The sequence below is a fragment of the Roseivivax sp. GX 12232 genome, from assembly GCF_021272185.1.
Lineage (GTDB): Bacteria > Pseudomonadota > Alphaproteobacteria > Rhodobacterales > Rhodobacteraceae > Roseivivax.
Map to the genome: position 1 here is coordinate 174,865 of NZ_JAJSEC010000007.1, position 13,222 is coordinate 188,086.

Annotated in this window: 14 protein-coding genes; 9 read left to right on the plus strand and 5 right to left on the minus strand. The window is 68.5% G+C overall.

Annotated features, from left to right (window positions below; translation table 11 throughout):
• Positions 1–49: 49 nt before the first annotated feature.
• Positions 50–877: a methyltransferase domain-containing protein gene (locus tag LR948_RS13325; protein WP_232754559.1), complete on the minus strand. Its 828-nt coding sequence runs from the start codon at positions 875–877 to the stop codon at positions 50–52.
• Between the two features lie 29 nt (positions 878–906).
• Here LR948_RS13325 and LR948_RS13330 point away from each other — a divergent pair, with 29 nt between their 5' ends.
• The 4 genes from LR948_RS13330 to LR948_RS13345 are packed head-to-tail and all read left to right on the plus strand — an operon-like array spanning position 907 to position 3,169.
• Positions 907–1,620: a double zinc ribbon domain-containing protein gene (locus tag LR948_RS13330; RefSeq protein ID WP_232754560.1), complete on the plus strand. Its 714-nt coding sequence runs from the start codon at positions 907–909 to the stop codon at positions 1,618–1,620.
• Between the two features lie 30 nt (positions 1,621–1,650).
• Positions 1,651–1,908: a glutaredoxin 3 gene (gene grxC, locus LR948_RS13335; RefSeq protein ID WP_232754561.1), complete on the plus strand. Its 258-nt coding sequence runs from the start codon at positions 1,651–1,653 to the stop codon at positions 1,906–1,908.
• Positions 1,905–2,735 carry a carbon-nitrogen hydrolase family protein gene (locus tag LR948_RS13340; protein ID WP_232754562.1) on the plus strand — a complete coding sequence of 277 codons (831 nt, stop codon included), beginning with the start codon at positions 1,905–1,907 and terminating at the stop codon, positions 2,733–2,735. Before grxC ends, LR948_RS13340 begins: the two co-directional genes overlap by 4 nt.
• Positions 2,732–3,169, plus strand: coding sequence for a MarR family transcriptional regulator (locus LR948_RS13345; RefSeq protein WP_232754563.1), 438 nt, complete (start codon positions 2,732–2,734; stop codon positions 3,167–3,169). Before LR948_RS13340 ends, LR948_RS13345 begins: the two co-directional genes overlap by 4 nt.
• 8 nt (positions 3,170–3,177) lie before the next feature.
• On the opposite strand, the gene ubiG is transcribed toward LR948_RS13345, so the two are convergent.
• A complete protein-coding gene (gene ubiG / locus LR948_RS13350) occupies positions 3,178–3,933 on the minus strand; it encodes a bifunctional 2-polyprenyl-6-hydroxyphenol methylase/3-demethylubiquinol 3-O-methyltransferase UbiG (RefSeq protein ID WP_232754564.1) in 756 nt (251 codons plus the stop codon).
• A gap of 49 nt (positions 3,934–3,982) precedes the next feature.
• Between ubiG and pip the strand changes: the two genes are divergently transcribed.
• The 5 genes from pip (at position 3,983) to LR948_RS13375 (ending at position 10,487) form a co-directional block, all read left to right on the plus strand.
• Positions 3,983–4,951, plus strand: coding sequence for a prolyl aminopeptidase (pip, locus tag LR948_RS13355; RefSeq protein WP_232754565.1), 969 nt, complete (start codon positions 3,983–3,985; stop codon positions 4,949–4,951).
• A gap of 95 nt (positions 4,952–5,046) precedes the next feature.
• Positions 5,047–6,042 carry an ABC transporter permease gene (locus LR948_RS13360; protein WP_232754566.1) on the plus strand — a complete coding sequence of 332 codons (996 nt, stop codon included), beginning with the start codon at positions 5,047–5,049 and terminating at the stop codon, positions 6,040–6,042.
• Positions 6,039–7,211, plus strand: a complete 1,173-nt coding sequence (locus LR948_RS13365; RefSeq protein ID WP_232754567.1) for an ABC transporter permease — start codon at positions 6,039–6,041, stop codon at positions 7,209–7,211. Before LR948_RS13360 ends, LR948_RS13365 begins: the two co-directional genes overlap by 4 nt.
• A gap of 3 nt (positions 7,212–7,214) precedes the next feature.
• Positions 7,215–8,864 (plus strand): ABC transporter ATP-binding protein, encoded by a 1,650-nt coding sequence (locus LR948_RS13370; RefSeq protein WP_232754568.1) that lies wholly within the window; start codon positions 7,215–7,217, stop codon positions 8,862–8,864.
• A 69-nt stretch (positions 8,865–8,933) separates the two neighbouring features.
• Positions 8,934–10,487 (plus strand): ABC transporter substrate-binding protein, encoded by a 1,554-nt coding sequence (locus LR948_RS13375; RefSeq protein ID WP_232754569.1) that lies wholly within the window; start codon positions 8,934–8,936, stop codon positions 10,485–10,487.
• A 317-nt stretch (positions 10,488–10,804) separates the two neighbouring features.
• Here LR948_RS13375 and hslU read toward each other — a convergent pair whose 3' ends face one another.
• The 3 genes from hslU to trxA all read right to left on the minus strand — a co-directional run bounded on the left by hslU (position 10,805) and on the right by trxA (position 13,202).
• Positions 10,805–12,124 (minus strand): ATP-dependent protease ATPase subunit HslU, encoded by a 1,320-nt coding sequence (gene hslU / locus LR948_RS13380; protein ID WP_232754570.1) that lies wholly within the window; start codon positions 12,122–12,124, stop codon positions 10,805–10,807.
• A gap of 62 nt (positions 12,125–12,186) precedes the next feature.
• Positions 12,187–12,744: an ATP-dependent protease subunit HslV gene (gene hslV / locus LR948_RS13385; protein ID WP_232754571.1), complete on the minus strand. Its 558-nt coding sequence runs from the start codon at positions 12,742–12,744 to the stop codon at positions 12,187–12,189.
• A 137-nt stretch (positions 12,745–12,881) separates the two neighbouring features.
• Complete coding sequence (trxA, locus tag LR948_RS13390) at positions 12,882–13,202, minus strand: thioredoxin (protein ID WP_232754572.1); 321 nt, start codon at positions 13,200–13,202, stop codon at positions 12,882–12,884.
• Positions 13,203–13,222 lie beyond the last annotated feature (20 nt).

Genomic DNA, 13,222 nt, shown 5'->3' on the forward strand with positions numbered 1-13,222 from the left:
TTGGAATGGGTCTAAACTCGATCCGTAACTAACGTCCCGGTCCCCGGGGTCAATCTTTGAGCTTGGTCTCCCGGGTACCCAGGGCCTCGGCGAGGCTGGCCGTGGCCGAGCCCGGCCGCAGCGGCTTCGGCTGGCTCTCGTCGGGCGCCCAGCCGGTCAGGGTCACAAGCTCATAGGTCGCGCGCACCCGGCCCTCGGCGTCGCCATGGGCCTCGGCATAGACCTCGGCCGCGCGGATCAGCACGGAACGGCGGGTAAAATGCCGCAGGCGGTCGGCCAGGGCATTGGTCTCGCCCATGGCGCGCAGGTCGCGCATCAGGTGCAGCGCCGAGGCATAGGTCACGTTCAGAGGCAGCGCATCGGCGACCGGCATGGCAAGCCCCGCCCGCTGCAGAAGCGCGCCGAGGTCGCGGATGTCGCCCATGGGCGCCACGCGCGGGCTGAGCCCGCCGGTCACCTCGACCTCGGCCTGGCCCAGCGCCTGGCGCAGCTCGGTCAGGGTGCGGCCGCCGAAGGCCACGCCGAGGAACAGCCCGTCGGGCTTCAGCGCGCGGCGGCACTGGATGATCTGGCCCACCGGGTCGTCGGCCCAATGCAGCGCCAGGGCGTGGATCACCAGGTCATGCGCGCCTTCCTCGAGGTCGAGCACCTCGTCGTCGGCGACGATCCGGGCCTCGGGAAAAAGCGGCGCCCAGATATCGGGATAGGCGGTCACCACCACCGGCGCGCTAAACCGTCTGTTAACCACGGCGAGGCGATCCTGCACATCCTCGGCGGCGGCCTCCTGCAGGAACAGGGCGGGCGCCTCGGCCGCGCGGGTGCGATGCGCGGCAAGCGCTGGGCGGTCGGTCAGTTTCGGGGTGTCGGTCTCGGCCATGGGGGGCAAATAAGGTGCGGCTACCCGGCTTGCAAACCGCGCGCGACCTGATCTTTCCGCCGCGCTGCCTGGCCTGCGGCGGGCTGACCGCGCCCGAGGGTGCGCTCTGCGGTCCCTGCTGGCGCGAGACGCCCTTTGTCACCGGGCTGAGCTGCGGGCTCTGCGGGCTGCCGCTCCCGGGCGAGGGCGGGCCGGGGGCGCGCTGCGACGACTGCCTGCGGATCACCCGGCCCTGGGCCGCAGGGCGGGCGGCGCTCCTTTATCGCGGGCGGGCGCGGGAGCTGGTCTTGCAACTCAAGCACGCGGACCGCCACGACATCGCGCCCGCCGCCGGGGCCTGGATGGCCCGCGCGGGGGCGCCGATTCTGTCGCAGGACTGCCTGCTGGTGCCGATCCCGCTGCACCCGCTGCGGCTGATCCGGCGGCGCTACAACCAGTCGGCGCTCCTGGCCGGGGCGCTGGCACGCGAGACCGGCCTGACCGCGGCGCCCCGGGCGCTGCGGCGGCACCGGGCGACGCCCAGCCTCGACGGATTGCGCCGCGACGACCGGTTTTCCGCCGTGACAGGGTCGATTTCCGTGACCCCGGGGCAGGGGAACGTCGTCTCGGGGCGCGACGTTGTGCTGGTGGACGACGTTCTGACGTCCGGCGCCACATTCGCCGCCGCGACCACGGCGCTTCTGGCCGCAGGCGCACAGCGGGTCTGCGTTCTCGCGCTGGCACGCGTGGCCAAGGACGCCTAAGTTCGTAACAACTTCGTTACGGAGGCTCTGATGCCGAAAATTGAAATCTACACCTCGCCGCTCTGCGGCTTCTGCCATGCGGCCAAGCGGCTGCTCGCGCAGAAGAACGCCAGCTTCGTCGAGATCGACGTGATGGCGCATCCCGACCGCAAGCCCGAGATGATCGACCGCGCGCATGGCGGCCGCACCGTGCCGCAGATCTTCATCGGCGATGAACACGTCGGCGGCTGCGACGAGCTCTACGCCCTCGACCGCGCCGGCAAGCTCGACCCGATGCTCGTGGCGTGAAGGCCGCGCTTCTGCAGATCACCTCGTCGGACGACCCCGCGGCCAACGCGCGGGTCGCCGGCGCGCTTGTTGCCCGCGCCGCCTCGGCTGGGGCGGGCTTCGTGCTGACCCCCGAGGTCACCAATTGCGTCTCGACCAGCCGCAGCCACCAGACCGAGGTGCTGCGCCCCGAGGCCGAGGATGTCACGCTGGCCACCCTGCGCGAGGCCGCGGCCAAACATGGCGTCTGGGTGCTGGCCGGGTCGCTGGCGCTGCGCTCCGAGCCGCCCGAGACGCGCTTTGCCAATCGCTCGATCCTGATCGACCCCGAGGGCGAAATCTCGGCGCGCTACGACAAGGCGCATATGTTCGACGTGCAGGTCTCGGAGCAGGAGACCTACCGCGAAAGCGCGGGCTTCGCCCCGGGCGACCGCGCGGTGACCGCCGAGACGCCCTTTGGCACGCTGGGCCTCAGCATCTGCTACGACCTGCGCTTTCCCTATCTCTACCGCCGGCTGGCGCAGGCCGGCGCGACGATCCTGACCGTGCCCTCGGCCTTTTCCACCGCCACCGGCCCGCTACATTGGGAGCCGCTCTTGCGCGCCCGGGCGATCGAGACGGGGTCTTACGTGCTGGCGCCCGCGCAGGTCGGCATCCATGCCGCGACACGCGGCAAGCCGCGCAAGACCCATGGGCACACTCTGGCGGTCTCGCCCTGGGGCGAGGTGCTGCTGGACGCGGGCACCGAGCCCGGCGTGCATCTGGTGGAAATCGACCCTGATGCGGCCCAGGAGGCCCGCGCCAAGGTGCCCTCGCTCTCGCATGACCGCGAGGTGAGCGGCCCGTGAGCGGAGACGACGGCCTTGCGATCACGCTCTTTTCCGAGCTCTTGACCGCCGACCAGCTCTTGCGGGCGCGGCTCGCCAAGGCGCTGCCCGACCGGATGGAGCTGTCGCATTTCTCGGTGCTGAACCACCTCGCGCGCGGGGCGGAGAAGACGCCGGTGCAGCTCAGCCGGGTCTTCCATGTGACCCGGGGCGCGATGACCAACACGCTGTCGCGGCTCGAAGCGCAGGGCTATGTGCATGTCCGCCCCGACTGGGACGACGCGCGGCGCAAGCTCGTCTCGATCAGCCCGGCCGGGCTCGAGGCGCGCGACGCGGCGCTGCGGGCGATCATGCCCCTGGTCAGCGAGCTGGTGGGCGCGCTCGGCCGCGAGAAGGTGCGCGCGGCCATGCCGGTCCTGCGGGAGCTGCGCCTCCGGCTCGAATCCGAAGGGTAGGCCGAGGCTCAGTCCCCGGGCACCAGCGCCGTCATGGCGTAGTTCACCGAGAGATCATTGGGCGAAAGCGACCAGTCCCAGCGGATCGGGTCGAAGACCATGCCCTTGCGGTCCACCACGTCGAGCCCGGCGCCGCTCAGCATCGCTTCAAGCTCGTCGGGGGTGATGAATTTCGCCCAGTCGTGGGTGCCGCGCGTCAGCCAGCGCAGCAGCCATTCCGCCCCGAGGATCGCCGCGCCAAAGGCCTTGGCGGTGCGGTTCAGGGTCGAGACCATGACCAGCCCGCCGGGCCGCGCCAGCCCGCCCGCGACCGCCAGGAAGGCGGCGGGATCGGCGACATGTTCCACCACCTCGAAGGCCAGAACCGCGTCGAAACGCGCGCCCTCGGCGGCCAGCGCCTCGGCGCTCATGTGGCGGTAGTCGATCACCAGCCCCTGCGCCTCGGCATGGGTGCGGGCGACGGGAATATTGCCGCCCGCCGCGTCGATGCCCGTGACCTCGGCCCCGAGCCGCGCCAGCGGTTCGGCCAGAAGCCCGCCGCCGCAGCCGATGTCCAGCACCTTGAGCCCCGCGAAAGGCCGCGCGTCGCGGCGGTCGCGGTCGAACTCGGCGGCGATCTGCCCGGCGATGTAATCGAGCCGGCAGGGGTTCATCTCGTGCAGGGGGCGAAACTTGCCGTTGGGGTCCCACCATTCGGCGGCCATGGCCTCGAATTTCGCGACCTCCGCGGGATCGACGCTGGCGGTCTCTGGGCTTGGGGTCATCGGCAGAATCTCATGGTCTTTCCGGTGTTCTCTCTCATATAGGAAGGGCATGGACAAAGACCTGGGTCAAAAGCGCGCCGTTCAGTATCTCTACCCGCCCCGCGATCCCTTCGACCAGCGAATGGTTCCGGTCTCGGGCGGTCACACGATCTACGTCGAACAATGCGGCCGGCCCGACGGCATCCCGGTCATCGTGCTGCACGGCGGCCCGGGGGGCGGCTGTTCGCCCGCCATGCGGCGCTATTTCGACCCCGAGCACTACCGCGTCGTCCTGTTCGACCAGCGCGGCTGCGGCCGCTCGCGGCCCCATGCCAGCGTCACCGAGAACACCACCTGGGACCTCGTCTCCGACATCGAGACGATCCGCGCCGAGCTGGGCATCGACCGGTTCATCGTCTTCGGCGGCTCCTGGGGCGCGACCCTGTCGCTGATCTACGCGATCTCGCATCCCGAGGCGGTGCGCCAGCTGGTGCTGCGCGGCGTCTTCCTGATGACCCAGGTCGAGCTCGACTGGTTCTACGGCGGCGGCGCGGGGCAGTTCTGGCCCGAGACCTGGGCGCGGTTCCGCGACCTGATCCCGCCGGACGAACGCCACGACATGATCGCGGCCTATCACCGGCGGCTCTTCTGCGGCGACCTGCGGATCGAGACCCAGTTCGCCCGCGCCTGGTCCTCCTGGGAGAACGCCCTGGCCTCGATCCATTCCTCGGGCTCGGGCGGAGAGGCACCCGGCGACTACGCCCGCGCCTTCGCGCGGCTCGAAAACCATTATTTCACCCACAAGGGCTTCCTCGAGGAAGACGGCTGGATTCTCAAGAACATCGACCGCATCCAGCACATCCCCGGGGTGATCGTGCAGGGCCGCTACGACATGATCTGCCCGCCCGCCCGGGCCTGGGAGCTGGCGCGCAAATGGCGCAGTTCCGACCTTCGGATGATCCGCAACGCGGGCCACGCGCTCTCCGAGCCGGGCATCAGCGCCGAGCTGGTCCGGGCCATGGATGAATTGACCGGATAATCAATTCCTTGGCCGCTCCGGGGCACAAGGCTTTACATTAAGCCCTAAGGCGTTAATTTGTCCGCAACTTCCGCGACAGGAAATTGCCGGAAACCGTGTCAAGTGTAGCAAAAATTATTGGCCAGAGGCTCCTGTTAGGGCTTCTGACGCTGTTCGTCATCTCCGTCATCATCTTCACCGCGGTGAACATGTTGCCGGGGGACTTCGCGCAGGCCGTGCTGGGCCAGGGCGCCACGCCCGAGGCGGTGGCCGCGATCCGCCGCGACCTCGGGCTCGATCAGCCCTTCCTAGTGCGCTACTGGAGCTGGCTCTCGGACATGCTGAGGGGCGACCTCGGCACCTCTTTCGCGCAGGCCAATTTCGCCACCTTCACCGGCAACGAAAGCCAGGCCGGGGCGACGGTCATGGCGCAGATCGGGCCGCGCTTCGAGAACACGCTCTTCCTCGCCGGTGTCACCGCGATGATCGCGGTGCCCTTCGCGGTGGGTCTCGGCATCCTCTCGGCGCTGTTCCGCAACTCGGCCTTCGACAAGGGCGCCAATGTCTTCGCGCTGACCTCGATCTCGAGCCCCGAGTTCTTCCTGGCCTATGTGCTGATCCTCTTCCTGGCGGTGCTGAACCCGATCCTGCCGTCGCTCTCGAACATCTACGAGGGCATGGGCATGGGTGAGCGGCTCCAGCGCACGCTCCTGCCGGCGCTGACGCTGACGCTGGTGGTCACCGCGCATATGATGCGGATGACCCGCGCGGCGATCATCAACCTCCTGGCCTCGCCCTACATCGAGATGGCCCGGCTCAAGGGCATCAAGCCGATGCGGGTGATCGTGCGCCACGCGCTGCCCAACGCCCTGGCGCCGATCATCAACGTGATCGCGATCAACCTCGCCTATCTCATCACCGGCGTCGTCGTCGTCGAGGTGGTCTTCGTCTATCCCGGCATCGGCCAGCTCTTCGTCGACAGCGTGAAGATCCGCGACATCCCCGTGGTGCAGGCCTGCTGCCTGATCTTCGCCGCCGCCTATATCCTGCTGAACCTCATGGCCGACATCTTCTCCATCCTCTCCAACCCGCGGCTGAGGCACCCGAAATGAGCTTCTGGACCTGGACCCTCGCGATCGCGCTGGCGGTCTTCGGCGGCGCCTGGCTGATGCGGGCGCTGGGCCGCAGGCTCACCGGCAATGCGCCCTATTTCCGCGACATGCCCTATGCGGTGGCCTTCGGCTATGTCGCCGCGGTGGCGGCCGTGATCGGCGGGGCGGTGCTTTGGGTGCAGCCCAACGCGGTCTTCTTCCGCTGGGCGGTGCAGGGCTTCGTGATCGCAGCGGCGCTGGCCTTCGTCTTCCGGCTGGCGGGGCGGCACATCGGCTCCGAGGGCACCCGAAAGGCCTTCCGCACGATGCCGCTGACCGCCGCCTTCGGCATCCTCACGATCCTCGTCTACGCGGTGCTGGCGATCTTCGCGGGGCTTCTCGCGCCCTACGGGCAGGCCGAGGTCTTCGCCCAGCCCAACATGCTGCCCGGCGGCGACCCGGCGAGCGGCGGCGACCCGGCGCATCCGCTCGGGACCGACCAGATCGGGCGCGACCTGCTGACCCGGCTGATCTACGGCGCGCAGAACACCGTGGGCATCGCCTTCGCGACGACCTGCCTGGCCTTCCTGCTGGGCGGCTCGCTGGGCTTTCTCGCGGCGGTGATCGGCGGCTGGTTCGACAACCTCCTGAGCCGGGCGGTGGATGTGCTCATGGCCATCCCCTCGCTGATCTTCGCGCTCCTGCTGATGACCATCGCCAGCGCCTGGGCGGGGTCGGAACGCTGGCTGCTGACGATCTACATGATCGTCATAATCGCGGTGATCGATTCGACCCGGGTGTTCCGGCTGGCCCGCGCGGTCGGGCAGAACATCGTCGTGATGGACTACATCGAGGCCGCCAAGCTGCGCGGCGAGGGCCTGCGCTACCTGATCTTCCGCGAGATCCTGCCCAATGCGACCGCGCCGCTCCTGGCCGAGTTCGGCCTGCGCTTCTGCTTCGTCTTCCTGACCATCGCGGCGCTGTCCTTCCTTGGCGTGGGCATCCAGCCGCCGCTGGCGGACTGGGGCACCATGGTCCGCGACCTGGCGCAATTCATCAACTTCGCCGCCTTCTCGCCCCTGGCCGCCGCGCTGCCGCTCATGGCGGCCGGGGCCATCGCGCTTTTGACGGTGGCGGTCAACTTCGTGGTGGACTGGGTGCTGCACCGGTCCTCGGGGCTGAAGGACTGAGCCATGGGCGAGCGTCTTCTCACCATCACCGACCTGCGCATCGAGGGCCGCGCCGACGAGCAGTGGATCCCCATCGTGAACGGCGTCGACCTGACGCTCGACAAGGGCGAGGTCCTGGGCCTGATCGGTGAAAGCGGCGCGGGCAAGTCGACCGTGGGCCTCGCGGCCATGGGCTACACCCGCGACGGGGTGCGCATCGCCGGCGGCTCGGTGGAGTTCGACGGCATCGACCTGGTCAACGCGCCGCTGATGCAGAAGCGCGCGCTTCTGGGCAAGCGCATCGCCTATGTCGCGCAATCCGCCGCCGCAAGCTTCAACCCCGCGCACAAGCTGATCGACCAGCACAGCGAGGCGCCGGTGCGCCACGGCGTCATGCGCAAGGGCGAAAGCGAGGAGGACGCGATCGAGCTTTACCGCCGCCTGCGTCTGCCCAACCCCGAGGAGATCGGCTTCCGCTATCCCCACCAGGTCTCGGGCGGCCAGCTGCAGCGGGCGATGACCGCCATGGCGATGTCCTGTAGGCCCGACCTGATCATCTTCGACGAGCCGACCACGGCGCTCGATGTGACCACCCAGATCGAGGTGCTGGCGGCGATCCGCGACATCGTCGAGCAGTTCGGCACCTCGGCGATCTACATCACCCACGACCTCGCGGTGGTCGCGCAGATGGCCGACCGCATCAAGGTGCTCCTGCGCGGCGACGAGGTCGAGGAGGCGCCGACCCGGCAGATGCTCGAGGCGCCGCAGGAAGACTATACCCGCTCGCTCTGGGCGGTGCGCAGCTTCAAGCGCCCGGCGAAACCCGCGCCTGCCGCCGATGCGGTGCCGGTCCTCTCGGTGCAGAACGTGACCGCGGGCTACGGCAAGGCGACGGTGCTGCGCGACGTCAGCTTCGACATCCACGAGGGCCGGACGGTCGCCGTGGTGGGCGAAAGCGGCTCGGGCAAATCCACCGCCGCGCGCTGCATCACCGGGCTTCTTCCGCCGCGTTCGGGGCAGGTGGAGCTCGACGGACAGGCGCTGCCGCTCGACTACCGCAACCGCTCCAAGGAGCAGCTGCGCCAGGTCCAGATGATCTACCAGATGGCCGATACCGCGCTGAACCCGCGCAAGACCATCGGCGAGATCATCGGCCGCCCGGTGGAGTTCTACCTGGGCCTGCGCGGCAAGGCCAAGCGCGCCCGGGTCGAGGAACTTCTGACCCAGATCGAGCTGCCCCCGGGGGAATTCATCGACCGGCTGCCTTCTGAGCTCTCCGGCGGGCAGAAGCAGCGCATCGGCATCGCCCGGGCGCTGGCGGCCGAGCCCAAGTTCATCATCTGCGACGAGGTCACCTCGGCGCTCGATCAACTTGTCGCGGAGGGCATCCTCAAGCTCTTGGCAAGACTGCAGGATGACCTCAAACTGTCGTATATGTTCATCACCCACGACCTCGCGACGGTGCGCGCCATCGCCGACGAGGTGGTGGTGATGAAGGATGGAGAGGTGGTCGAACAGGGGCCCAAGGCCGATATGTTCACGCCGCCGCACCATCCCTATACCGATCTGCTGCTGAGCTCGGTGCCGGAAATGGACCCCGATTGGCTCAGCGAGCTCCTGGCCGAACGCGGCCGCGACAACCTCGGCGATGCCGCGGTCGGGAGCATGGACTAGGGATCGCCCGGAAAAAGGGTGTGCAACGCGGCGCCTGAGCGCCGGAGAAGACGACAGGGAGAAGACCAAATGACACGTATTTCGAGACGCGGACTGCTCCGCACCGGCGCCGCCGCCGGTGTGCTGGCCGCCACCGGCCTGCCACTGCGCGCCCAGCAGGCCCAGCGCGGCGGCAAGATCACCGTCGGCCTGTCCGGCGCCAATACCTCGGACAACTGGGACGGCCGCACCCATTCGGACGTCTACATGATCTCCGCCGCCCAGGGCGCGGTCTTCGACAGCCTGACCGAGGTCGCCGCCGACGGCAGCCTGGTGGGCGAGCTGGCGACCGACTGGGAGGCTTCGGCCGACGCCAAGGTCTGGACCTTCAACCTGCGCCAGGGCGTGACCTTCCACAACGGCAAGCCCTTCAACGCCGACGACGTGATGGAATCCATTGCGCTGCACCAGGGCGAGGACACCAAGTCCGGCGCCAAGCCGCTGGTCGAGCCGATCGTCGAGATGAAGAAGACCGGCGAGCACCAGGTGCAGTTCACCCTGGCCGCGGGCAACGCCGACTTCCCCTACCTGATGTCGGATTATCACCTGCTGATCTATCCCGCCGGCCAGATCGAGGAGGCCATCGCCCAGGGCATCGGCACCGGCCTCTACCAGGTCTCGAGCTTCGAGCCCGGCGTGCGCTTCGTCGGCACCCGCGTCGACAGCCACTACAAGGACGGCGACGCCGGCTGGTTCGACGAGATCGAGTTCATCGCGATCAACGACAACACCGCCCGGATGAACGCGCTCTTGACCGGCCAGGTCGACGCGATCAACCGCATCGACTTCAAGACCGAGCAGCTCCTGAAGGCCAACCCCTCGATCCTCATCCAGGAGGTGACGGGCAACCAGCATTACACCTTCCCGATGCTGACCAATATCGCGCCCTTCGACGACGTGAACGTGCGCCGGGCGCTGAAATACGGGGTGAACCGGCAGGAGATGGTCGACAAGATCCTCTTCGGGCATGGCCAGGTCGCCAACGACAGCCCGATCGGGCCCGCAAACCAGTACATGGCCGAGCTGGACCCGATCCCCTACGACCCCGACCAGTCGAAGTACTATCTCAAGCAGGCCGGGCTCGATTCGCTGAACATCGACCTCTCGGCCTCTTCGGCGGCCTTCGAGAGCGCGGTGGACGCGGCGCAGCTCTACCAGGCCTCGGCGGCGCCCTCGGGCATCAACATCAACGTCGTGCAGGAGCCCGCGGACGGCTACTGGTCCAACGTCTGGATCAAGAAGCCCTGGTGCGCCTGCTACTGGTCGGGCCGCGCGACCGAGGACTGGATGTTCTCCTCGGCCTACGAGGAGGGCGTGCCCTGGAACGACAGCCAGTGGGACAGCGACGACAACGCGCGCTTCCAGTCGCTGCTGGTCGAGGCCCGGGCCGAGCTCGACAGCGCCAAGCGCCGCCAGATGTACGGCGAGATGCAGACCATCCTGCGCGACGACGGCGGCGTGGTCATCCCGATGTTCGCCAACTGGGTGCAGGCCCACAACACGCGCATCGGCACGCCGGACCAGATCGGCAACCTCTGGCAGATGGACAACTCGCGCATGGCCGAACGCTGGTGGGTCGCCTGATCCGCATCAGCGAAACAGCCTGACAACCACGCACCCCGCGGCCCGCGCCGCGGGGTGTTTTCTTGCGCGCCCCGGCCCAGCACGAGAACCCACCCCCAGCTTCAACTTGGCAAAAATACCTCGGGGGGTCCGGGGGGCTGGTCCCCCGGCGCGCCCCCGCGCAACAAGCGCCCCGCCACCTCGGCGCGCCGAGGCGGCAAAGGGCCCTCAATGCAAGAGCGGCGCCGTCGAACCCAACGGCGCCGCCTCTGCGCGATTCAATATATGGTCACCAGCTAGACCGCCGCGCCAACCCGGCGCCCGCGGCCCCCGCCGCCTCAGAGCACGTAGCGGCTGAGGTCGGTCGAGCGGCTGAGGTCGCCCAGGTGCTCTTCGACGAAACCCTCGTCGACGGTCACGGTCTGGCCCGCCTGGTCCGGCGCGGTGAAGGAGAGCTCCTCGAAGACCCGTTCCATCACCGTGTAGAGCCGCCGCGCGCCGATGTTCTCGACCGAGGTGTTCACCTCGGCGGCGATCCGGGCCAGCGCGGCGATGCCGCCCTCGGTGAAGCTGACCTCCACCTCCTCGGTCGCCATGAGCCCGGTGTATTGCAGGGTCAGCGCGTTGTCGGTCTCGGTCAGGATGCGGACGAAGTCCTCTTCGGTCAGCGGCCGCAGGTTCACCCGGATCGGCAGGCGGCCCTGCAGCTCCGGCAGGAGGTCCGAGGGCTTGGCGATATGGAAGGCGCCCGAGGCGATGAAGAGGATATGATCGGTCTTCACCGGCCCGTGCTTGGTCGAGACGGTGGTGCCTTCGATCAGCGGCAGCAGGTCGCGCTGCACGCCCTCGCGGCTGACGTCGCCGCCCTTGGCGTCGGTGCGGGCGCAGACCTTGTCGATCTCGTCGAGGAAGACGATGCCGTTTTCCTCCACCGCGCGGATCGCTTCGCGCTTGACCGCCTCGTCGTCCAGAAGCTTGTCGGCCTCTTCGCCGATCAGCACCTCGTAGCTTTCCGCCACCGAGAGCCGCTTGCGGGTGGTGCGCCCGCCGAAGGCCTTGCCGAAGATGTCGCCGAGGTTCATGCCGCCGCCGGCGCCGCCCATACCCATGCCGGGCTGGCCGGGGATCTCCATCATCGGGAAGGGCGAGGAATTGTCGGCCACGTCCAGCTCGATCATCGTGTCGTCCAGCTCGCCGTTGCGCAGCTTCTCGCGGAAGCGTTCGCGGGTGCCCTCGCGGGCGTCCTCACCGGCGATGGCAGCGATCACCCGGTCCTCGGCGGCCTTGTGGGCCGAGGCCTTCACGTCCTCGCGCATGAACTCGCGGGTCATGGCGATGGAGGCGTCGACGAGGTCGCGCACGATCTGCTCCACGTCGCGGCCGACGTAGCCCACTTCGGTGAACTTGGTCGCCTCGACCTTCACGAAAGGCGCGCGGGCGAGCTTGGCCAGACGGCGCGAGATCTCGGTCTTGCCGACGCCGGTGGGGCCGATCATCAGGATGTTCTTCGGATAGACCTCTTCGCGCAGATCCTCGGGCAGCTGCTTGCGGCGCCAGCGGTTGCGCAGGGCCACGGCGACGGCGCGCTTGGCGTCCTTCTGCCCGATGATGAAGCGGTCGAGCTCCGAGACGATTTCGCGGGGGGTCAGGTCGGTCATGGGATCCTTTCTCGAACGGCGATATGCGGCTCTGTTCCGGCGCAACGGCGCCGGGGCGCGCCTCAGCCGCCGATCTTCTCCACGGTCAGGTTGCCGTTGGTATAGACGCAGATGTCGCTGGCGATCTCCATCGCGCGGCGGGCCACCTCCTCGGCGGATTTCTCGGTCTCCATGAGACCCCGCGCGGCGGCCAGCGCGAAGTTTCCGCCCGAGCCGATCGCGGCGATGTCATGTTCGGGCTCGAGCACGTCGCCCGCCCCGGTGATGACATAGAGGTCCTTGCCGTCGGTCACGATCAGCATGGCCTCGAGCTTCTGCAGGTATTTGTCCGTCCGCCAGTCCTTGGCCAGTTCCACGCTGGCGCGCTGCAGCTGGCCCGGTGTCGCCTCGAGCTTGGCTTCCAGCCGCTCGAGCAGGGTGAAGGCATCGGCGGTCGAGCCCGCGAAGCCCGCGACCACGTCGTAGCCGCCGGGGCTGAGGCGGCGGACCTTGCGGGCCGAGCCCTTGATCACGGTCTGCCCGAGGCTCACCTGGCCGTCGCCTGCGACCACCACCTCGCCGCCCTTGCGGACGCCGATGATCGTGGTGCCGTGCCAGCCGGGGAAGGTGTCGTCGGCCATGTCTCACTCCTTTGTCGGTCTGCCGCGATATGGGGCCTGCGGCGCGGGCGCGCAACCGGACGGCAAAAGCCCGCCCGGATACGAAAAGGCCCCGCGCGGGGGCGGGGCCTTGAAGCTGTCACGTCTCGGACGCGGGATCAGATCGACTCGTCGATCCAGCCCTTGAGCGCCGCCTTGGGCGCGGCGCCGGCGCGGTTCGACACGACCTGGCCGTCCTTGAAGATGAAGAGCGCGGGGATGCCGCGCACGCCCATCTGGGCGGCGGTGTTGGGGTTCTGGTCGACGTCCACCTTGGCGACCTTCAGCTTGCCGCCGTATTCATCGGCGAGCTCTTCCAGGGCCGGGCCGATCTGCTTGCAGGGGCCGCACCATTCGGCCCAGAAATCCACAATGACGGGCACGTCGGAATTCTTCACTTCCTGGTCGAAAGTGGCGTCGGTAACGGCAACGGTGGCCATGGTCTCGTCTCCAGAGAAAT

Excerpts from the sequence above, each read along its gene's own strand:
- trxA (WP_232754572.1), bottom strand. The coding sequence starts at position 13,202 with ATGGCCACCGTTGCCGTTACCGACGCCACTTTCGACCAGGAAGTGAAG.
- grxC (WP_232754561.1), top strand. The coding sequence starts at position 1,651 with ATGCCGAAAATTGAAATCTACACCTCGCCGCTCTGCGGCTTCTGCCAT.
- hslU (WP_232754570.1), bottom strand. The coding sequence starts at position 12,124 with ATGACCGACCTGACCCCCCGCGAAATCGTCTCGGAGCTCGACCGCTTC.
- LR948_RS13365 (WP_232754567.1), top strand. The coding sequence starts at position 6,039 with ATGAGCTTCTGGACCTGGACCCTCGCGATCGCGCTGGCGGTCTTCGGC.
- LR948_RS13325 (WP_232754559.1), bottom strand. The coding sequence starts at position 877 with ATGGCCGAGACCGACACCCCGAAACTGACCGACCGCCCAGCGCTTGCC.
- hslV (WP_232754571.1), bottom strand. The coding sequence starts at position 12,744 with ATGGCCGACGACACCTTCCCCGGCTGGCACGGCACCACGATCATCGGC.
- LR948_RS13375 (WP_232754569.1), top strand. The coding sequence starts at position 8,934 with ATGACACGTATTTCGAGACGCGGACTGCTCCGCACCGGCGCCGCCGCC.
- LR948_RS13370 (WP_232754568.1), top strand. The coding sequence starts at position 7,215 with ATGGGCGAGCGTCTTCTCACCATCACCGACCTGCGCATCGAGGGCCGC.
- ubiG (WP_232754564.1), bottom strand. The coding sequence starts at position 3,933 with ATGACCCCAAGCCCAGAGACCGCCAGCGTCGATCCCGCGGAGGTCGCG.
- pip (WP_232754565.1), top strand. The coding sequence starts at position 3,983 with ATGGACAAAGACCTGGGTCAAAAGCGCGCCGTTCAGTATCTCTACCCG.